The organism is Latilactobacillus parasakei (genome assembly GCF_049674265.1).
In the GTDB taxonomy this organism is placed as follows: domain Bacteria; phylum Bacillota; class Bacilli; order Lactobacillales; family Lactobacillaceae; genus Latilactobacillus; species Latilactobacillus sakei.
This window is the reverse complement of sequence record NZ_CP186861.1, coordinates 1,337,438-1,358,767: the sequence shown is the minus strand read 5'-3', so window position 1 is coordinate 1,358,767 and position 21,330 is coordinate 1,337,438. Positions and strand designations below refer to the sequence as shown.

Below are 21,330 nucleotides of genomic sequence, written 5' to 3'. Positions count from 1 at the left end.
ATATAGTAGAATAAAGTTATCAATAGGGTAGATTGTAAAATTAATCCGAACGCTGTTCGGACAAAAAAGATCAGCTTCCTTTAAAATGGTGTTTACCACAAACCCATTTTTTAGGAGCTGATCTTTTGTCTAGTATAACCTATTCTGAACGAATTAAAATTGAAACTTTCTGTGAGTTAGAACTATCCAATATTGAAATGGCCAATCTGTTAAACCGTTCACCAGCGACTATTTCATACGAATTATCGCGTTGTCATCCTTATCAAGCTGAACTGGCACAAGCAGATACAGAACGTAAACGGGCTCAGTGCGGCCGCAAAACTAAGTTGACCGCCACTTTGAAACAATTAATCCTGAACCACCTACGTTTAAGCTGGCCACCAGAATCTATTGCGCATGAATTTAATTTAGCGACTAAATCTATCTATAATTGGTTAAATCATGGACAGATAGACTTCCCCTTAAGTGAGCTATCTGAACATGGTTTGCGCCAACGGCGTAAAAGCGACCAACGTTCAAAATATAACCAATCTCTGGGGTCGTCAATTGAACAACGACCACCAGTCATTAACCATCGTAACCGAATCGGTGATTTTGAAATGGATACAATTGTTGGTCCTCGTGGACGCAGTAAGGCGGCCTTATTAACTTTAGTCGATCGTAAATCACGATTCCTATGGGCTTACCCACTAAAAGAACGATCAGTAGCTGCTGTAAATGGTGCACTGGATAATTTTCTAGCAACCTTTAAAGGAACTGTGCACAGTTTGACCGTTGATCGTGGGACTGAATTTAGCGGTCTTGGTTCTTTTGAACCGCAATATGGGATTAAGACTTATTATTGCCATGCTTATAGTCCAGCTGAACGTGGTAGTAATGAACGATTTAATCGACACTTACGTTATTTCTATCCAAAAGGAACTTGTTTTGAGCACGTCAGTGCTCATGAACTAACCACTACGCTGCTCGAAATTAACCAGAGACCACTTAAAATACTCAACTGGCAAACACCCTACCAGGTAATGCTGACTAATTTGTCGAAAAATTCGGATTAAATTTGCAATCTACCATAGTAATGAAATGGGGAGAGCGCATGGCTTTTTTTGGCTATAAGGATATGGATAAGTTATCAGATGTGGATTTAGCAATTTACCGGTATATTGTTAGTCATGATGAGAAGGTCCCGTATATGCGAGTTAGGGAACTGGCTGCAGGGGCCTGCGTGTCGAATTCGTCAGTCATGCGGTTTATTCGGAAAATTGGTTACGATAGTTTTCCGGAGTTTAAGGTGTCTTTAAAGAGTGAATTAAAAACAGGTGAACAACCAAGCGATGAGCTTCCATTGGTAACGATGGAGGCTTTTTCCGATGACTTGCTTCGACTGATTAAGATTGTTGGTGGGATTTTATTGGAGGCTGACAATATTTTTTTAGTGGGGATGGGTGCATCTGGGGCGATTGCGGAGTACGCATCACGGCAATTATCGGCACTGTGTTTTAACAGTAGTGCAGTCAAAGATCCCTATTATCCACTGTCTTCGCAACTAAAAAATACGACTAATAATGTGATTATCACGTTGTCTGTTTCCGGGAAAACGCCGGAATTAATTGAAATGCTCAATAATTTTGTCAATGATCCAGATACAACACTGGTGACGATTACGGGTAATTTAGAGAGTCCTTTAGCGCGGATGGGACGGTATGCACTGACTTATAATATTGAAGAATCGCGGATTCACCAATATTATGACATGACCAGTCAGGTGCCGTGTGTCTATATTATTGAAGCCATTTTGCGCCAATTACGACAACAAGTTGCGTTAAACAATTAAATGGAACAGGGTGTACCACGAATGGTATAGATAACAACTAGCCGGTATGTGTAGCAATATCGGCTAAACATATTTATTTAATGTAACCGTTTTACTATAATTAAGTTATTGAAAATATTATAGATTACATTAGGAGGTTTTTACATGGATAAGTTTAATAGTTTTATGGAACGCACCATCGTCCCGTTTGCGACTAAATTAAATGAACAGCGACATGTCGCGGCGGTTCGTGATGCCTTTATGTATACATTTCCGATTACGATGGCAGCATCGCTCGTTATTTTAATAAATAACTTAATTTTTTCTAAGAGTGGTTTTATCGCTCAGATTTTATTTTTACCAAAATTCTTTCCAAATTTGGAAAAAGCACAGCAATTATTCACATCAGTTACCAATGGGACTATGAATATTCTCTCTATTTTTATCGCATACTTAGTGGCTCGAAATTTAGCGAAACACTTCAAATCAGATGATATGTTAATCGGGATGACCGGGATTGCGGCCTTCATGATTTTATACACACCAGCAGTTGTCAAAGACGGTGTTTCATATCTACCAACGACGTATTTAGGCGCACAAGGCTTATTCGTCGCAATGATTTGTGGGATGATTGTCGGTGAATTCTTACCTAAATTATTCAATATCAAAAAGTTGAGAATTAAGATGCCGGAAATGGTACCACCTGCAGTGGCCCGTTCTTTCAACGGTTTAATTCCAATTGTCATCATGATTATGATTTTTGCGATGGCTAACTTCTTCATTTCATTAATCGCACCACAAGGCATTAACGAAATTATCTATAAAACGATTCAAACGCCATTACGGCATGTTGGGGTTAACATCTTCGGGATTATGATTATCGCCGTTGTCCAAAATGTACTTTGGTTAGTCGGGATTCATGGGCCTAATACCTTGAATGCTTTACGGTCAATTATGTTTACCGAAGCTGATTTAGCTAACCAAACCTTCATTAATAGTCATGGGACTGCTTGGGGCGTTCCTTACCGCGAAACTTGGGGTATTTTGAATGACGTCTTCGCCAACATGGGTGGTAGTGGGATGACACTTGGTTTAATCATCGCCATCTTTATTGCATCACGGCGTAAAGATTACCGTGAAATTGCGAAATTAGCCTTAGTTCCTGGTTTGTTCAATATTAATGAACCATTGATCTTCGGATTACCAATTGTTTTGAATCCTATTTTGGCGATTCCATTTGTTTTAACACCTGTGATTAACATTTTAGTTGGGTACACAGTGACCGTTATCTTTAATTGGATTCCAACGCCTGCCTTTGGGTTAACGTGGACCACACCTGGGCCATTGATGCCGTTTTTAGGGACTGGTGGGAACTGGTTAGCGTTAATTATCGGATTCTTATGTTTAGGCATTTCAGTATTAACTTATTTACCATTCGTCATTGCAGCCAACAAAGTTGCTTTGAACAATGCGCAAAAGTAATTGGTTAAAGGAGAATTGACATGGACAAGCAAGAATTTCCGCAAGACTTTATGTGGGGTGGCGCAGTTGCGGCCCATCAATTAGAAGGTGCCTATCAAGCTGGGGGCAAGGGTCTCAGTATTGCTGATGTAATGACACTAGGAAGTCACGGTGTGCCTCGAAAAATAACTGACGGTGTGGTTGATGGTGAATATTATCCTAACCACAACGGCATTGATTTTTATCATCGGTACAAGGAAGATATTAAATTATTTGCTGAAATGGGTTTTAAATGTTTCCGAACATCAATTGCGTGGACGCGGGTTTTCCCAAATGGGGATGAAGCAGAACCCAATGAAGCGGGGTTACAATTTTACGATGATCTTTTTGACGAATGTTTGAAATACGACATTCAACCAGTGGTCACGCTATCCCATTTTGAAATGCCATATCATTTAGTACAACAATATGGTGGTTGGCGCGATAGAAAATTAATTGATTTCTTTACCAATTTTGCGACGGTTTGTTTCAAACGGTATCAGCATAAGGTTAAATATTGGATGACGTTTAATGAAATTAATAACCAAACGAATTACGAAGACGGTGGCTCAGCCTACACGGATTCTGGTTTATTATTCAAACCAGGTGAAGACAAGGAAAAAGGGATGTACCAAGCGGCTCATTATGAATTGGTAGCGAGTGCCAAAGCGGTTCAAATTGGCCATCAAATCAATCCGGATTTCGAAATTGGTAGCATGATTGCGATGTGCCCAATTTATCCACTGACATCTAAGCCGGCAGATATCTTATTTGCACAAAGAGCGATGCAAACACGCCTTTGGTTCTCCGATGTCCATGCAAACGGCTTTTATCCACAGTGGTTATTAAATCATTTTGACCGCAAACAATTTAACCTGGATATGACAACAGAAGACATGGCCATTTTGAAGGCCGGGAAAGTTGATTATATTGGCTTTAGTTACTACATGTCCTTTGCGGTTCAAGATACCGGCAAACTAGAATACCATGAAAATCAGGATCGGGTTGCTAATCCGTATGTTGAGGCGAGTGAATGGGGCTGGCAAGTCGATCCAATCGGCTTACGCTACGCGTTGAACTGGTTTACAGATCGCTATCACCTACCATTATTTATTGTAGAAAATGGTTTAGGTGCAATCGATGAAAAGACGGCGGATAATCAGATTCATGATGATTATCGGATTAATTACCTACACGATCATATTTTACAGATGAAAAAGGCTGTCTTGGAAGATGGTGTTCAGTTATTGGGTTATACGCCTTGGGGCTGTATTGATTTAGTAGCTGCCAGCACGGGCCAAATGTCTAAACGGTACGGCTTCATCTATGTCGATGTTGACGATTACGGACAAGGCACTGGCAATCGGTATCGTAAGGATTCGTTCTATTGGTATCGCGATATGATCGCGACGAACGGTGCGGAAATTAATTAAAGGCGGGGGTCAAAATGACAAATTTTGTTGGAATTGATATTGGCGGCACAACGATTAAAGTTGGGTTAGTCAATCAAGAAGGCCAAATTGTGCGTAAAGAAGCATTTGAAACACCCCAAGACCAAACGACGTTAATTGCTAAATTAGTGCAGATGATTCAGGATCTTCAACAAGCAACGCCGATTGCAGGTGTCGGGGTTAGTGTGCCAGGTGTGGTTCAAGCTGACGGTTTTTTAACAACAGCGGGCGCCGTCAAATGCTTAACCGGTGTCGATTTGAAAGGCTTATTGACTGAAAAATTGAACTTGCCCGTGGCTGTTGAAAATGATGCGAATGCAGCTGCGATTGCGGAACAATGGTTGGGTGCCGCTAAAGGTGTTACCAACTACCTAAGTTTGGTACTGGGCACCGGTGTTGGTGGCGCCTTAGTCATCAATAACCAAATTTATCGTGGGGCGCATGCGCGCTCAGGTGAATTTGGGTGGATGCTCGTTGAAGATGACGAGATTGATGTTGAAATGGGTTCCTTGAACTTCAGAGGTGCCACTGTCATTGGCTTATTGCGGCGTTATAACCAATTCAGTGCTGATCAGCTGACTGATGCTCGGATTATTTTTGAACGGGCGGCGCAACATGAAGTCCTCGCACAAAATGTGTTAACGAGTTACTACCACAGCCTAGCGAAGGGGATTATTAATTTGATAGTGGCTTTCGATCCTGAAAAGGTGATTATTGGCGGTGGTATTAGCGCCAACGAAAAGTTTATGGCGCAACTCAATGCTGAAATTCAAAACGTACAAAGTGTTCATAACAGTATTAAAGACCTTGCGTTACCGACAGTCGTCGCGGCCGATTTAAAAAATGAAGCCGGTATTATCGGAGCGGTTTACCAAGTGATGCAGGAGATCTAGATTCAAATATTGAATGTAAGTTTATGGGGTGTAAAAATTCGGTATCTAACCGGAATTTTACACCCCATTTTTAAGTTTAGTACTTGAAAAATACAATGAGCTTTCAAGGGATTTAACTAATCTTGATGATGATACAAAAATCCCCGATATTAGTTTTTAGGCCAATATCGGGGGTTTAGGATGATTAAGAGATTTTGATTAAATTAGAGCGTTACGGTTTGGATGGCTGTACCATGAGTAACGTCTGCTGCAACTGGTGTACTTAGTTTTTTGACCTGATCCATGTTAGTAATGATTACCATGCAGGTTGCGGCTTTGTTGGCTGCGGTTAGTGCTGGTAAATCAATATCAACAAGTAATTGATCAACGGTCACTGTTTCGCCTACTTCAACGTGAATGGTAAAAGGGGCACCGGCTAACTCAACGGTATCTAGCCCCAAATGAAGGAGGAGTTCGATGCCACCGTCAGTGGTAATACCGAGTGCATGTTTAGTTGGAAAGATACTTGAAATCGTTCCGGCAACAGGTGCGTAGACCTGTCCATTCGTGGGATTAATGGCATAGCCATCCCCCATCATTTTAGTTGAGAAGACAGCATCGGCCACTTGCTCAAGCGGCAAGATCGTACCGTCGGCAATTGCATTCAAGACTAATTCTTTTTTCTTCCGTGAAAATAAGTTCATAGTAAATCAATCCTCCTATTTTGTAAAATATTCGTTGATGGCTTGATGGGAAGCAGTTAATTGAGTCATATTGGCTTGAAAATCTTGTTCTAAAAAGCTGTAATAAAGTAAATCAACAGCATATAATTGGGCAATTAAAGAGGTCGTTGCGGCACTTCTAAGTTGACTATTTTCGGCACTATCATCATGTTGTAGCGCAACTGTTGCTAATTTAGCAAGTCTGCTTTGCGCATTATGAGTTAGTACAATGATTGGAATTGAGAGGGATTTAGCTAATTTAGCAAGCTGAATTGAATCCTCTTTTTCACCTGAGTTAGAAACTAAGACAAGAACAGCTTGTGTTTTTTGAGCAGATAGGGCAGCGGCAATTAAGTGGGTATCTAGTGATTGAACGACTGGTTTACCAACCCGTAATAACTTCTGTTGAAGGTCTTCGGCTGCTATATTTGAAGCACCTAATCCGTAAATAAAAATCGTTTCTTTTTGATGGAGGATGGCTGCAGAAATTTCTAAGCATTCGTTTTCTAGTCGTTTATTGGTTTCGGTAATCGCCTGATTAATTCGAAAAGTTAGCTTGTTTTTTAAATCGAGCGTTGTATCAGTTGGATTAATTTCATCAAAAAGGCTTTGATCGACTTTTTTTTCAGAGGAAAGACGTAACTTGAGAGCAGGAAAGCCACCTTGACCACAAATTGTCTTACCAAAACGGGCCACAGTGGCCGCACTGACGTCTGCTGCACTGGCCAATTCACTAGTAGTCATTGTGGGGATTAGTTGTGGTTGTGCGAGCACATATTTTGCGAGCCGTTGTTCTGTTTTAGTAAGGGTGGTTAGTTGCTGTTGAATTGAGAATAGAATGCTTTCCATATCAGTCAGAGTCCTTTAAGTTTTATTTTTCCATTGTAGCATCTTTAGGAATACCGAAGAAGTAAGTTGCGATGAAACCACCAGCATAGGCTGCTAATAGACCAAGAATATAAGCCATTTGATGGCCATTTGTAATTAATGGGATTAAGGCTAAACCACTAGGCCCGATAGCAATGGCACCAACGCCACCAAGTGCGCCGATAACGGCCCCGCCAATCCCGCCACCGATACAAGCAGTGATGAATGGTTTACCTAATGGGAGTGTCACACCGTAGATTAAGGGTTCGCCAATGCCAAGGAAACCGACAGGAAGCGCACCTTTAATCATATTGGTTAGTTCTTTATTTTTACGACAACGAATCCAGAGCGCAAGCGCAGCACCGACTTGACCAGCGCCCGCCATAGCAAGAATTGGTAGGAGTAAAGTTGAACCGGTTTTGTTGATCATTTCGATATGAATAGGTGTTAACACTTGATGAAGGCCAAACATGACCATTGGTAAGAAAAGCATTCCTAAAGCGAAACCAGCGAAGGCTCCACCGACATTTAGAATCCAATTGATAGCACCGACCAGTGAATTTGAAATAACACCGGCAACTGGCATCACGATGAAAATGGTGAAGACACCGATCAATAGTAGTGAAATAGTGGGTGTTACAATGATGTCAATTGAATCAGGAATGAATTGATGTAATTTTTTCTCGATAATTGATAAAACCCAGACTGCAAAGATAACCCCAATAATCCCACCTTGACCGGCTGTTAAAGGATCACCGTTAAAAATGTTGTGCAGTGGAATCTTAGGATCAACACCATTTAGGAGGGTGACGGCACCGATTACACCACCTAAACCAGGTGTTGCACCGAATTCGGTTGCACTATTGATTCCGACATAGACAGCAAGGTAAGCGAAGACGCCGTTTTTGATGACATTTAAAATCGTCACGAATTCAGTCCAGTTAGTTCCTAAAGTACCAGCAACCAACATATTAGAAAGAACAGCGGCAATCCCGCCGATTAAACCAGCCCCTACGAACACGGGAATTAATGGGACGAATATATTAGAAATTGATTTGAGTACCCGTTTTGTTGGGGTACTTTTTTGTTTTGCTTTTTGGGCTGCTTTAACTTGGGCTGCCTTAGCTTCAACTTTTTCGCGGTCAGTCATATTAGCGGTTGTATCAGCTCCTAAATTATCAGGGAAAGGTTCGCCTAACTTAACGCCGACTTGATCTACCATGATTTGAGCGACTTTATTAACAATTCCCGGGCCAACAACCACTTGGAGAGTGTCTTCTTCAACAATTCCCAAGACACCGTCAATAGCTTTGAGAGCGGTCATATCCACTTTAGTATCATCACGGACTGTCATTCTGACCCGTGTCATACAATGAATCAGTTTAGCGACATTTTCTGGACCACCAACAGCGGCGTATATTTCTCTTGCTAAACGCACTTCTTTTTTCTCAGTCATAATAGTACCTCCTTAAAATTTAAACATTAGATAGTTTGACGAACAAAACCGTTCGCAGTAGCAAGGCGAGCTTGTGCTTCAGTGACGGGGAGGTTCGTTAGGATCATCACGATGGCAAGTTTAACATCTTCATGGGCGGCTAAAAATTGTGCTTGAGCAACATCGTATGAACAGTCGGTTGCAGCCATGATAATTCGTTTAGCCCGTTCGATTAGCTTTTCATTTGTTGGTTTAACATCGACCATGAGGTTTTTATAGACTTTACCGATCCCAATCATTGAAGCGGTTGAGAGCATATTGAGGACTAGTTTTTGAGCGGTTCCTGATTTTAAGCGAGTTGAGCCTGTTAAGATTTCCGGGCCGACTTCGACTTCAATATTGATTGTTGCGTGTTGACTAATGAGTGCATCAAAATTACAAGCAAGACTAACAGTACTAGCACCAATCTGTTTAGCATAGTCAAGGCCACCAATAACATAAGGTGTTCGGCCACTAGCAGCAATCCCAACAACTGTATCGTTAGCGGTTAAATGAATTGTTTCTAAATCTTCACGGCCGAGGGGCTGAGAATCTTCAGCACCTTCAACGGCGACGGTCATGGCTTGCATGCCACCTGCGATTAAGCCTTGCACCATCTCTGGATCCGTTCCGAAGGTTGGTACACATTCGGCCGCATCTAGTACGCCAAGACGACCGCTAGTACCAGCTCCCATATAGATTAAGCGGCCGCCATTTTGAAAACTATTAATAATTGCTTGAACGGCTTGTTCAATGGCAGGGAGTGCTTTTTGAATACTGCGGGGCACATTTTGATCTTCTTCGTTCATTAAACTGAGCACTTTAGAAGTTGAAAGTTCGTCCAAGTGCATTGTTTTTTCGTTTCTATTTTCGGTTGTTAAACGGCTTAAATCCATAATATTAAATCTCCTTTAGTTGAATGGCTTGTCCAGCCTGAATAAATGGTAATAATGCGTGTTCATTTGTGATTAAAGTTCCTAGGACATTAACGCGTGGGTCGGCGGGTAATCCATATTTTGTGATTTGTAGTTCACCCATATAGCGCCCATAGCGCTGATTATCAAGGGTTAAACTGCCAATCTGGCGCTCACTTGTTTGATTGGGGTGGATAACTGTCTGACAAAGCGAACGGCCTTCCGCTAATCGTACGACATCACGAGCGACATCTTGTCGATTATGAAAGGGTTGGGTAGTAAGGTACTTTGGCCAAGCAGTTGTTTTATGAACATGTAAAATCAGTAATTGGTTTTTGAAAAAATTAGTAAATTGCATCAGCGTATTTGATGCCAGGGAGTGATCGCCGATAAAGACCTTGTCAGTCTGGCAATTAAGAAGGTCTAGGGCACAAGCGAGTGGATGTTGATAACGATGGGCTTCTAATGTCGGAAGGCCTTGTTCTAGTGGCCCGCGAAGCTGACCATCGCCAGGGACAAAAGCTTGGGTTGTTAATCCGTTTTGTTTAAGCCAAGTATTTTTATGCAGAAACCACTTTCGGTCTAAACCGGTTTCATTTCTAGGGTAATAATTATGCCAAGCTTCCATATTACTGAAATTAGCGTTGGCAGATTGGAGTGCTTCTAAATCTTCTTGAGAAAGTGTACTGGCATTTAAGGCTATCTTTAAATGTTGCGATATTTTAGCAATTGTTTGATTGTCAATTCCGTAGTCGATGCGAAGGCCGGTAATACCAAATGCAAGGATATCTTCAGGATGGTCTAGCGTAAGTCCGATTGTTGATAATGAGTTAGCTTCGATATCAATCATAAGTTGTAAATGTAGTTGTCGACAAGCAGTGCTGAGTGCTTGAATTCGTGTTGTGTATTGAGAAATATCATCTTCAGGGATGTGCATCGAGGTGAAGACTTCGGTAAAGCCAGCTTGTTTCATTTGTTGTAGATAATTGTGACTAGCTTCAGTAAAGGGGTGGTTAAGATAAACAGAAAAACCAAGCATATAAAGAACTCCTTCCGAAATATTAAGCGCTTTCTATGAATAGAGTATAACGCTGGTGAAATTAAATTTCAACAAATTATTAATAATTAAATTTAAAATGAAATTAAATTCATTAAAACACTTTTATGTAATTAACCGTTTACATTTTAGTAAAAGTTTAGTAAAATGAATTTGTTAGCTGAAGAATACGTTTACACCGCGATTAGAGATCACGCTTAAACGGTTTCCGGCTAAAAATCTATTTTAGAAAGAGGCTATTAGAATGAATGATAATAAATTAACCATCGATGCAGATCAATTTGCAGCAGCCATTATCGCCGGAAACCCGAAGCAAACAAACGAAGACAACAAGGTTTATATTAAACGTCAATTGACGTTATATCTTGAATCCGTTTTATTAGCAAATGATTTTAATTCATTAGAAGAAAACCAGTTTGGCACAGCCAAGGAAAAGCAACGCCAAGCTATTTTAGAAAAGATTATTGAACATCGTTATCACTAGTTTTAAATCAAACGAAAGGAATTGAACAATGAAAAAACTAAAAGATATCAAACAATATAGTTCATATGCATTCGGGGCATTTGGCCACGATGCTTTCTACGCAACGCTTAGCACTTATTTTATGATTTTCGTTACTAGCCAATTATTCGATACAAAAAATGCTGCTTTTAATGCTAAAATGATCGGTTATGTCACTTCCATGATGGTTGTCATCCGGATTGTTGAAATTGCCTTTGATCCACTTATCGGTGGGGTGGTTGATAATACCCGGACACGTTGGGGGAAATTTAAACCTTGGTTACTAATTGGTTCATTAATTAGTTCTGTTGGTTTAATCATGATCTTCACGAACTTCGGTGGTTTAGCAACAAACAGCCCTTATTTATACTTAGTTCTTTTTGCAATCGTTTTCGTTATTTTGGATATCTTCTATTCATTTAAAGATATTGCGTTTTGGTCAATGTTACCGGCTTTAACCGTTGATTCAGAAAAACGGACGAAGTTTGGGGCTATTGCTCGTTTTGGTTCAACGTTAGGCGCCCAAGGGGTAATCATCGTTATTGTGCCAATCGTAGTATTCTTCTCACAAATGTTTTCAGGGACACATGGTAGCGAACAAACTAGCGCTGGTTGGTTAGGGTTCGCCGTTGTCATCGGTGTTGTCTCATTCTTAGGCGCTTTAGCAACGATTATCGGTACTAAAGAAGAAAAGAGTGCTATCCGTGAAAATACTGAAAAGATTCGTTTCCGTGATGTCTTCAAAGTAATCGGTAAAAATGATCAATTAATGTGGTTATCATTATCATATTTCTTATTTGCCTTTAGTTACGTTATTACAAATTCACTTTTAATTTACTACTTCAAATATGTCATGGGCCGCGCTGCAGCCTTTTCAACAGTTGGTGTGATTACCGCTATCTTAGGGGTCATCTCAGTTGCCCTATTCCCAACGTTAGTATCATTGATTCACCGTCGTGCTATCTATCTTGGCGGGATTGCCATGATGATGCTTGGCTACATTCTCTTCTTGTTTGCTGGTAGCAACTTAGTTGTTGTCTTAATCGCTGTTGGGTTATTCTTCTTCCCATACCCACTTGTTTTCTTAGCAGCTTTAATGACAATTACTGATAGTGTTGAATATGGTCAATTGAAGAGTGGCACACGTAACGAATCTGTTACGTTAGCCGTTCGCCCATTATTGGATAAATTAGCTGGTGCCTTTGCCAACGGTGTTGTTGGGATTGCCGCAATTCACGCAGGTATGACAGGTAACGCTAAACCAAGCGATATTACAAATGGTGGTTTATTACAATTCAAGACATATATGTTCTTCGTACCAATGGCTTTATTAATTGTTTCTGCTTTAATCTTCATGGCAAAAATTAAATTAACAGAAGCAAAACATGCAGAAATTGTCAGCGAATTGGAAAAGAAATTAGACTAAAAAAAGAGTGCGTTATAAGGCGGTAATGGTCTGAGGATTAGCATAGATTGGTGAATGAGCGCTGAAAGCGATTGTTCACCAATTGTCGCTAAACGCAGGACCATGTCTTATAAAAGCACGTTTAAGAAAAGAGTGCGTTCAAAGTGGTTTGATGCTGAGCATTAGCTGAGTGTTGTGAATAACCAGCATGGCTGGTTGTTTGCAATACGGTGCTAAGCGCAAGCGTCAGCTTTGAAAAGCACGTTTAAACAAAAAAGTTCCCATCCTAATCAGATGGGAACTTTTTTGAATGCTGAAATAATAAAAAAGCCTTAAAAGTATTAAGTTGACTTAATAAAACGACCATCTTTAACGATTTTTAATATACTCGAATAGGAGATTAGTAAACAGATAGGAGTCGTTATTTTGAAGAAGTTAAAGATTGTATTAGGGGTTATCGGGGTTATTTTAGTAATTAGTGGGGGTTTTTACAAAATAAAAGAAAATCAAGCAATCCATGCGATTAAAACCCAAAATAAACAGGTTTCCAACCGGATTAATCAGGATAAACCTATCTCATTTTTATTATTAGGGGCCGATACAGGTTCTGACGGGCGTGTCGATCGCGGTCTCTCGGATTCGATGATGGTGGTTACGTTAAATCCTAAAACTAAGAAAACCTTAGTTTATTCAATTCCGCGGGATTCGCTCGCCGAAATGGTTGGCAGCAAGACTAAGAATGTTCAAAAAATTAATGCGGCCTATGAACTGGGAAAAGCGAAGATGGCTAAAAAAACCGTTAGTGAATTTATCGGTGTGCCAATCGATTATTCGGTCACGATTGATATGGGCGCGCTCAAGGAACTAGTTGATTTCGTCGATGGTGTTGATGTTAAAACGAATATCGATGTGAGTTTCGATGGGCAGACAATCAAAAAGGGCCGCCACCATTTGAATGGTAAGCAGGCCCTAGTTTATACACGGATGAGATACCAAGATCCCCGTGGTGATTATGGTCGTCAGTTGCGTCAACAAGAAGTTTTGCGCGGGGTCGCTGATAAGATTCAAAAGCCCCAATACTTGGTCCATCTATCTGGTTTGATGACTAAATTAGGCAAGCATATTAGTACGGATTTAACGGCTGATCAAACGAAAACATTAATCGAAAATTATCATCAATGTGGGACTAATATTACGAGTGGTCAAATCATCGGGAAAGAGGCTTGGATTAACGGTAGCTCTTATCAAGTGATTGCGACCGATAAATTGCAAGCAACGTCTAACAAACTTCGTGAGAGTCTCGGGTTACAAACCAAAACTTTAAGTAATACGGAGACTGAATTGAACCAATTAAATACCAATTTCTTTAAAGACGATACTAATAAGACGTTTAATACTGATGGCTTGAATACGACTTATTATTCAGATAATACGTATTAGTTAATTAGCGCGGGATCAATTGATAACGTTGGCTAGCAACAGCATCAATAAAGTCACGGTCATGTTCAATGAACAAGAGCGTTGGTCGGGTTTGGGCAATTAATGTTTGGAGTTGTTCGCGGGTAATGACATCCAGATAGTTCAGCGGTTCGTCCCAGACGTAGAATTGCGCCTCCTCACAAAGTGAGCGGGCGAGGGCGGCCTTACGTTTTTGACCCATGCTCATCGTTTCAAGCCGGTGGTTGAATTGTTCCCGCTCAAAACCCAGTTTGCGTAAAGTTGAGAGTAATTGTTCAAGGGACACTTTTTTAGCGGCTGCAAAGTCAGCTAGTGAGCCACTGAGCTGCGCAAAATCTTGTGGTAAATAAGAAACCTTGATTCGCGGCGCAATGGTCAACTGCCCACTGACTTGATGATGCATTTCAGGAAGTGCGAGTAAGGCTTTGATAAAGGTTGATTTTCCTGTACCGTTAGCGCCGGTTAGCGCCACTTGTTGGCCGGCCTTTAATTCAAAGGACAACGGCTGATTTAGGGCGCGTCCATCTTGTTCAAGCACTAAGTCGGTTGCAGTTAGAACGATTTGTTGTGGTTTTAAAGGTTGATTGTTCATTGTTAGCGGTGCAGTAATTTCAACGTTTTTAAGCAGACTTTGTTTTTCACTCGCCGCTTGTTCACTACGGGCGGTAATGGTTGTAGCACGCTTCATTACCTTAGCGGCGCGGTGTCCAATGAAGCCCTTATCGAGATTAGCACTTTCGTTTTTGACACTTGCCGCATTTTTACCACGTTCAGCCTGTTGGGACCACTGAGATTTTTGTTGGGCTGTTTGATTCAACCGTTTGATTTCACTTTTGAGCAGGCTGTTTTGATGCTGTTCGGATTGGGTTTGTTGTTCCTGAGTGGTCTGCCAGGTTTGATAATCGCCTTGTTGGACGGTAATATCTGCTCGGTTAATTGATAAGACGTGATCGATAACTTGGTTTAAAAAGTGCCGGTCGTGACTGATGACGATGAACCCTGTTTTTTGTTGTAAATAGTGTGCCACGGTATCGCGACCATCTTGATCGAGATGATTTGTTGGTTCATCGATGAGTTGAAAATGGTGCTCGTCGATGAATAATAACGCTAAGAGTGCCTTAGTTTGTTCGCCAGGACTCAGCGTGTTGAATGGTTGCCAGAGACAGTCGAGATCAATATTGAGTAAATTGAGTTCTCGTTCAATCTGCCAAAAGGTGCTGTCATCCAATTGGCCGAGTGTCATTAAAACGTCGCGGGCCAATTGGTTAGGATCGGCTACGGTTTGTGGAAAGTAGTGAAAGTCTAGATCGGTTATCAATTGTCCGTCAAATTCTAATTGGCGTTGGAGTAGTTTTAAAAGCGTTGTTTTCCCCCGGCCATTGCGCCCGATTAAGCCTAAGCGCCAGCTAGCATCGAATTGAAGTGTGACGTCTTTGAAAAGAGGCGTCGCTTGATCTGGATAGTTGAATGTTAATTGTTTGAATTGGATTGTGCCCATTAATATCACCTCATAAATTTAAATGAGATTGGTTGATTGTCGTTTTGCATGCACAAAAAAGACGCTACTGAGGGCGTCTGTTAACAAGTCTGGTTTTTTACCGGCCCTGAAAATAAACGCAAGCTAGCTCTAACGACAATCAGAAATAAACGGTCCCCAAACGTGGGGCCATTTAGTACCAATCGAGTTGTCAGAAATTTAGCCTGCAATTTTCAATGCCAGTCACATCCTTTGAATAAGTTGTTTTAAATTCTAGCAGATTCCTTTTGAAAAAACAACTGCTTAAAAAAGGCTTTACAATTTTGGGTGTCTTGGCTATACTTAGAAACTAATAATAACAAGGAGGTTTTATCATGATGACAATGCAACGAGTTGCCTTTAACTTTTTCTTTAAGAAACCCAGAATTCGACTGGTTGATTAAGGGAAGAGATTGTCTATTACATGATAAACCTTAATAAACTGGAAGATGACTGGGTAACCCGAGTCATCTTCCTGGTGGAGCTCACTAGTGAAGACTAGTGGGCTCCTTTTTTTATTATTAGAAAAAGAGTGCGTTTGAAACGGTTTGACTTTGAGCATTAGCACAGCTCGGCACTCAAGGTTAACTGGAAGAATATGGGTTACAGAACACGTTTAGTACTACCAAATAAAGCATCGAGAGGGCGTTTTGCAGATGGGTTTAGGGACAAGATTATTCAGAAAAGAGTCACTTGAGCGGTATCTTCAACAAGATCAACGTTTAGCTAAAACACTAACGGCTAAGGATTTAATTGCATTAGGCGTGGGGGCGGTCATTGGGACTGGGATTTTTATTTTACCGGGCACGATTGCCGCGTTACACAGTGGGCCGGCCATTACGTTGTCATTTATGATTGCGGCAGTGGTCTGTGCAGTGGCCGCAATGTGTTACGCTGAATTTTCATCAGCGTTGCCAGTCGCGGGGAGTGCGTATTCTTACGGCAATATTATTTTTGGAGAACTGATTGGTTGGTTGTTAGGTTGGGCATTATTCTTGGAATACATGTTATCAGTCGCGGCCGTTTCAACCGGTTGGTCTGCATACTTCGTGTCCTTCATTGAAGGCTTCGGCGTGCATATTCCTAAGGCGATTACCGGTTCATTTGATCCGGCACATGGCACTTATATCAATTTATTTGCAGTCCTAATTGTGACGCTTATTTCAGTATTATTGATGTCTGGGACGCGTTCATCGACACGCATCAATAATTTGATGGTGACGATTAAAATCGGCGTTGTGCTACTATTCTTAGTCGTCGGCATTTTCTACGTAAAGTCGTCTAATTGGCAACCATTCATGCCGTTTGGTGTTAGTGGGGTCTTCAAGGGCGCATCATTAGTATTCTTCGCTTATTTAGGCTTTGATTGTGTCTCGGCTTCGGCGGCCGAAGTAAAAAATCCACAAAAGAATTTACCAATTGGGATTATCGGGACCTTAGTAATTTGTACGTTATTATATATTTTAGTTGCTTTTGTTTTGACTGGGATGGTGTCATATCGGGAATTAAACGTGGCTAATCCAGTCGCTTTTGCCTTACAAGTCGTGCACCAAAACTGGTTCGCGGGCTTATTATCACTCGGTGCTTTGGCTGGGATGTTCACAATGATGTTGACGATGACTTACAGTAGTTCGCGGTTAGTTTATTCAATTGGTCGGGATGGTTTGTTACCTAAGATGCTCGGTAAAATTGAAACACGCCACCAAACACCAGTCAACAGTGTCCGTGTAGTGACAGTGATTATCGCGACACTAGGAGGGCTCGTTTCATTAGATCAATTGACGAATCTGGTCAATATTGGGACGTTAATTGCCTTTTTCTTCATGTCTATTGGGGTGATTCCATTGCGTAAAAGAAAGGATATTCCGAATAAAGACGGCTTCAAAGTACCGCTCTATCCTTGGTTACCACTATTATCGGGCTTACTTTGTTTATTCATGTTATTCGAATTACCGGCAGTCACTTGGATGGCAGCGGGGATCTGGTTCATTTTGGGCTTAATCATTTATTTCAGCTACGGGTTAAAACACAGTCGGTTAAATGATTGATTAAATTTGCGATAAACGTTTGGTGATTAGCAGGCAAACCGCTACAATATAATCTGAGGTGACAACTGTGAAACATAAACGCTTATGGCTGGCGCTAGGTGGTTTGTTGATCTGCATGATTGGGGTTTTAGCAACATACCACGATGCGACGCGCTACAAACAACCGTTGATCCAAGTGACGGCTGTCAAAACGATTCAAAAAACAAAAACAACGGATGATTACCAGAATCAAGATACCGAGATCCAGCAAAAAGTAACGGGGCGGTTCTTGAATACGAAGCGCAAAGGGCAGACGATTCAGCTCCAAAATACCTATTCCAAATCTCTGGCCGATAGTTATCGTTATTATCGGGGCCAGCAAGTTTTCTTACACCATGATCAAGACCGCCATCAATGGCTCTTAAACGAACCTAAGCGCGATACAGTGCTAGTAGCTGTGATCCTGGGGACCTTTAGCTTATTACTTGTGATGATGCTTAAAAGGGGACTGATGACGATTTTGAGTGTCGTCGTGAACCTCGTGTTCTTCATTATCGCGCTTCACTTTAACGCTACAACTGGTGGTCGTTGGTTATTGCCGTTGATGTGTGGACTCGCCGTAGTTTTAACTGGTTTGACGTTATTGCTGGTACTCGGGCCGAATCGGCAAATGGTGGTGTCATTTGGTGCGACAATTGGGGCCACGTTCTTGGCATTACTGTTGAGCGTTATCCTGTTAAAAATCAGTGGCGACCAAGGACTCCATTACGAAACAATGGATTACGAGCTCCAACCCTACAAGACGGTTTTCTTGGCGGAAGTCGTGCTAGGAATATTGGGCGCTGTCATGGATGAGGCGACCGATATTTCATCGTCACTTCAACAGTTAGCTTTTGAACAGCCCAATGTGACGAGACGACAACTCTTTAACTCAGGGTTAACGATTGGTCGAGAAATTATCGGTCCACTTGTTAATGTCTTGTTCTTCATTGTTATGGCAGAAGCCTTTCCGATTATTTTATTGTATCTGAGAAACGGGAATACAATTGCCTATACACTATCGCGCACGATGACCTTGGGCTTCACACAAACCGTGATTAGCGCAATCGGCATTACCTTGGCTGTGCCGGTGACAAGCTTGTTGGCAAGTCAGTTAGTGGAGGTGCGCCGCTTATGATGTTATTAACGGGTGTTTTATTACTACTATTAATACTAGTGTGTGGTTGGCAAGGATTAACTATCTTTTTCAGCCTGGGGTTGAACTTCGTCGTTATTATTTTAGCGCTGGTCTTGATTGCCGGGGGCTTTAATCCCTTAGTGGTCAGCGGGCTATTGAGTCTGATCTTGTTGGCGACATCAATCTTCATGAATACCAAGCAACCTTTAACGGCTAAGACAGCGTTTGTGACGTCGTTGTTAGTAGTGCTGGCATTGTTAGTTATCATTGTGCCAATCAGTCACTGGACGGCAACCTATGGCTTTGGGGCAGAGGATGCTGAAGAGATTGAAGGCTTTGGTCTGGCAATCGGGTTATCATTTCCGCAAGTTGGCATGATCATGACGGTTTTAGCCAGTTTAGGCGCAATCGCAGAAACGAGTATTGCAGTTGCCAGCGGGTTGGTTGAAATTTTGGAATATGATGAACAGATGGCACCGGCACCTTTGTTTAAAGCGGGAATCGCGATTGGTGAGAAAATTATTGCGACAGCCTTCAACACACTGTTCTTTAGTTTCTTTGGAAGCTTCCTATCATTGACGATTTGGTTCATCCAATTGGGTTATCCGCTCGCTAAAATATTAAATCATAAAATTTTAATTGGTGAGATATTAACGTTGCTAATCGGGGTAATTGGCGTGATAGCAACCGTTCCCATCACCAGTTGGTTATTGAACCATTTTAGAAAGTTACCAAAGGCTTAAACATTACTTGAAAAAAAAGTCAATTCAGATTAGAATAATAGAATATATGCATGAAAGGAGGAAATGCGAAATGTCACAAAACTTACATGTTAGTGTTTCTGGTAACCGTCGTCCTATCAACCAAAAGAATGCTAAAAAACGTAATGCTGAAACAACAGCTGTATTGAACTTCTTGAAGGAACGTAAATCAGCAAAATAATTATAATGAATTATCAAAATAATTTTAAAAGACCATCTGAAACCGACTTGTAAAAGTGGCTTTTGGATGGTCTTTTAATTTCTGATTAGTTTAATAAAAATTTTTTGAAGATCATATATTGGTTTCAGACGCAAAAAAAGAACCGCTAATTTAATTAGCGGTTCTTTTTGATTCATGCATTGATGATTAAAGTACGCGTACTGCGAATGAAGGCATGAAGTAACTTGAGATTGTACCAATCTTAACTGATTCGCCAGGTTGTGGTGCGTGAACGTATTGGCCACCACCGATGTAGATAGCATCATGGTATGATGCACCAGCGCCACCCCAGAAAATGATATCGCCAGGTTGTAAGCTGTTAAGTGATACGCGTTGACCAGCACCTTCTTGAGCAGTTGTGATACGGCCCAATGAAACGCCAGCACGTGAGTATGCATATTGTACTAAACCAGAACAGTCAAGACCAACACCAGGTGTTGAGCCACCCCATACATAAGGTGTACCGATTTGTGATAATGCAGCACTAACAACTGATTGTGCGTTACCGCTTGTAGCAGTTGAATTGTTTGTGTTTGTTGATTGTGAAGGTGTTGTTGCTGTTGTGTTTGAGCTTGAAGCTGTGTTTTGTGTTTGAGTTTGTGTTGTTGATTGTTGTTGAGCAGGAGCACTTTGTTGTGTTGAAGCTGATTGTGCAGCAGGTGCTACTGAAGTGCTAGTTTGTGATGTTTGAGTTTGTGTTGCTTGGCTTGTTGATGATGAAGTAGCAACTGATGATTGTTGTTGAGCAGGAGCAGCAGGCGTTGTTGATGATTGTGAAGCTGCAGGTGCTTGTTGTGTTGTTGATGTTTGAGCAGCTGATTCAGAAGTTGCAGTTGTAGCAGCAGGAGTTGTCGTAGTTGTTGAAGCTGCTGGTGTTGTTGTAGCAGTTGTTGTTGCAACTGGTGTAACAGCTGGTGCATCAGTAATAGGTGTGACGCCGGCTAAGCTAGGGTTGTTTAAAACAACGTAGCTAGAAGGTACCCAACCTTTGTTTTCTAATTGGTACCATGTAACGCCATTAGCTGTTTTAGAAGCAATAACGTTTTGTGTCTTACCATAAGTTAAGTAAGCGCCAGTTGGTTGAGCAGCAGTTGTGTTTGTCCAGATTGTTGTAGCACCAGACTTGTAGTTAACTGTGATCGTGTCTTTAGCAGCAGGAGCAGCAGTTGTAGCTGCTGGTGTTGTTGCGCCTGTTTTGACGAATTCGCCGGCAACCCATTCGTTATCAGCTAATTGATACCATGTTTGACCGTAAACTTGTTTTGTATTTTTGATTGTAACGTTTTGGTTGTTTGTTAAGTAACGTGTAGGTTTTTGACCAACTTCAGGACTTGTCCAAACAGTTGTAGCACCGTCTGCATAGTTAACTGTCCCTGTAGTAGCAGCTTGAGCTTCATTAGCTTGGATACCCATTAATGCAAGACCAGCTAAACCAACGATACCAGATGATAAATAAGTTAATTTTTGTTTTTTCATTGTGATTGAAGTGCTCCTTTGAAGTTTGTTTTTAGACGTTTAAGTTTGTTTTAATTTATCGTGCTCAATAAGCATATCATTCTAACGTGACAAACATGTTACATAATAGTTAGCGCGGTGT

Annotated in this window: 19 protein-coding genes; 12 read left to right on the top strand and 7 right to left on the bottom strand. The window is 41.2% G+C overall.

Annotation, left to right across the window (positions count from 1 at the left end; translation table 11 throughout):
* Positions 1 to 125: 125 nt before the first annotated feature.
* From ACPBEH_RS06905 to ACPBEH_RS06885, 5 genes are all read left to right on the top strand, one after another.
* Positions 126 to 1,055, top strand: coding sequence for an IS30 family transposase (locus ACPBEH_RS06905; protein ID WP_424348670.1), 930 nt, complete (start codon positions 126 to 128; stop codon positions 1,053 to 1,055).
* A 38-nt stretch (positions 1,056 to 1,093) separates the two neighbouring features.
* Positions 1,094 to 1,831, top strand: coding sequence for a MurR/RpiR family transcriptional regulator (locus tag ACPBEH_RS06900; RefSeq protein ID WP_016264452.1), 738 nt, complete (start codon positions 1,094 to 1,096; stop codon positions 1,829 to 1,831).
* 144 nt (positions 1,832 to 1,975) lie between these two features.
* Complete coding sequence (locus ACPBEH_RS06895) at positions 1,976 to 3,292, top strand: PTS sugar transporter subunit IIC (protein WP_085391602.1); 1,317 nt, start codon at positions 1,976 to 1,978, stop codon at positions 3,290 to 3,292.
* A gap of 20 nt (positions 3,293 to 3,312) precedes the next feature.
* On the top strand, positions 3,313 to 4,743 hold the full coding sequence (locus tag ACPBEH_RS06890; protein WP_424348689.1) for a 6-phospho-beta-glucosidase: 1,431 nt from the start codon (positions 3,313 to 3,315) through the stop codon (positions 4,741 to 4,743).
* Between the two features lie 14 nt (positions 4,744 to 4,757).
* Positions 4,758 to 5,654: an ROK family protein gene (locus ACPBEH_RS06885; protein ID WP_424348688.1), complete on the top strand. Its 897-nt coding sequence runs from the start codon at positions 4,758 to 4,760 to the stop codon at positions 5,652 to 5,654.
* Between the two features lie 203 nt (positions 5,655 to 5,857).
* On the opposite strand, the gene ACPBEH_RS06880 is transcribed toward ACPBEH_RS06885, so the two are convergent.
* From ACPBEH_RS06880 to ACPBEH_RS06860, 5 genes are read right to left on the bottom strand one after another with little or no spacing between them, the layout of a single operon-like run.
* Positions 5,858 to 6,337 (bottom strand): PTS sugar transporter subunit IIA, encoded by a 480-nt coding sequence (locus ACPBEH_RS06880; RefSeq protein WP_424348687.1) that lies wholly within the window; start codon positions 6,335 to 6,337, stop codon positions 5,858 to 5,860.
* A 15-nt stretch (positions 6,338 to 6,352) separates the two neighbouring features.
* Complete coding sequence (locus tag ACPBEH_RS06875; protein ID WP_424348686.1) at positions 6,353 to 7,204, bottom strand: MurR/RpiR family transcriptional regulator; 852 nt, start codon at positions 7,202 to 7,204, stop codon at positions 6,353 to 6,355.
* Positions 7,205 to 7,226: 22 nt separating this feature from the next.
* Positions 7,227 to 8,678, bottom strand: coding sequence for a PTS transporter subunit EIIC (locus tag ACPBEH_RS06870; RefSeq protein ID WP_424348685.1), 1,452 nt, complete (start codon positions 8,676 to 8,678; stop codon positions 7,227 to 7,229).
* Positions 8,679 to 8,704: 26 nt separating this feature from the next.
* Positions 8,705 to 9,592, bottom strand: coding sequence for an N-acetylmuramic acid 6-phosphate etherase (gene murQ / locus ACPBEH_RS06865; protein WP_424348684.1), 888 nt, complete (start codon positions 9,590 to 9,592; stop codon positions 8,705 to 8,707).
* Between the two features lie 4 nt (positions 9,593 to 9,596).
* On the bottom strand, positions 9,597 to 10,649 hold the full coding sequence (locus tag ACPBEH_RS06860) for a DUF871 domain-containing protein (RefSeq protein WP_424348683.1): 1,053 nt from the start codon (positions 10,647 to 10,649) through the stop codon (positions 9,597 to 9,599).
* A 262-nt stretch (positions 10,650 to 10,911) separates the two neighbouring features.
* Between ACPBEH_RS06860 and ACPBEH_RS06855 the strand changes: the two genes are divergently transcribed.
* From ACPBEH_RS06855 to ACPBEH_RS06845, 3 genes are all read left to right on the top strand, one after another.
* The gene (locus ACPBEH_RS06855) at positions 10,912 to 11,151 is read left to right on the top strand and encodes a hypothetical protein (RefSeq protein ID WP_011373895.1); all 240 of its coding nucleotides are present in this window, start codon (positions 10,912 to 10,914) and stop codon (positions 11,149 to 11,151) included.
* A 28-nt stretch (positions 11,152 to 11,179) separates the two neighbouring features.
* Positions 11,180 to 12,595 (top strand): glycoside-pentoside-hexuronide (GPH):cation symporter, encoded by a 1,416-nt coding sequence (locus ACPBEH_RS06850; RefSeq protein WP_112206734.1) that lies wholly within the window; start codon positions 11,180 to 11,182, stop codon positions 12,593 to 12,595.
* A gap of 405 nt (positions 12,596 to 13,000) precedes the next feature.
* Positions 13,001 to 14,014: an LCP family protein gene (locus ACPBEH_RS06845; RefSeq protein ID WP_424348682.1), complete on the top strand. Its 1,014-nt coding sequence runs from the start codon at positions 13,001 to 13,003 to the stop codon at positions 14,012 to 14,014.
* 4 nt (positions 14,015 to 14,018) lie between these two features.
* On the opposite strand, the gene abc-f is transcribed toward ACPBEH_RS06845, so the two are convergent.
* Positions 14,019 to 15,530, bottom strand: coding sequence for a ribosomal protection-like ABC-F family protein (abc-f, locus tag ACPBEH_RS06840; protein WP_424348681.1), 1,512 nt, complete (start codon positions 15,528 to 15,530; stop codon positions 14,019 to 14,021).
* Between the two features lie 674 nt (positions 15,531 to 16,204).
* Here abc-f and ACPBEH_RS06835 point away from each other — a divergent pair.
* From ACPBEH_RS06835 to ACPBEH_RS06820, 4 genes are all read left to right on the top strand, one after another.
* Positions 16,205 to 17,596, top strand: coding sequence for an amino acid permease (locus tag ACPBEH_RS06835; protein WP_278319858.1), 1,392 nt, complete (start codon positions 16,205 to 16,207; stop codon positions 17,594 to 17,596).
* Between the two features lie 67 nt (positions 17,597 to 17,663).
* Positions 17,664 to 18,752, top strand: a complete 1,089-nt coding sequence (locus ACPBEH_RS06830) for a YibE/F family protein (RefSeq protein ID WP_280102996.1) — start codon at positions 17,664 to 17,666, stop codon at positions 18,750 to 18,752.
* Positions 18,749 to 19,495 (top strand): YibE/F family protein, encoded by a 747-nt coding sequence (locus tag ACPBEH_RS06825; protein WP_035145614.1) that lies wholly within the window; start codon positions 18,749 to 18,751, stop codon positions 19,493 to 19,495. The genes ACPBEH_RS06830 and ACPBEH_RS06825 overlap by 4 nt, the downstream gene beginning before the upstream one ends.
* Before the next feature lie 70 nt (positions 19,496 to 19,565).
* Positions 19,566 to 19,694: a hypothetical protein gene (locus tag ACPBEH_RS06820; protein ID WP_011373902.1), complete on the top strand. Its 129-nt coding sequence runs from the start codon at positions 19,566 to 19,568 to the stop codon at positions 19,692 to 19,694.
* Positions 19,695 to 19,880: 186 nt separating this feature from the next.
* Here the strand turns inward: ACPBEH_RS06820 and ACPBEH_RS06815 are convergent, their stop codons facing one another.
* A complete protein-coding gene (locus ACPBEH_RS06815; RefSeq protein ID WP_424348680.1) occupies positions 19,881 to 21,209 on the bottom strand; it encodes a C40 family peptidase in 1,329 nt (442 codons plus the stop codon).
* Positions 21,210 to 21,330 lie beyond the last annotated feature (121 nt).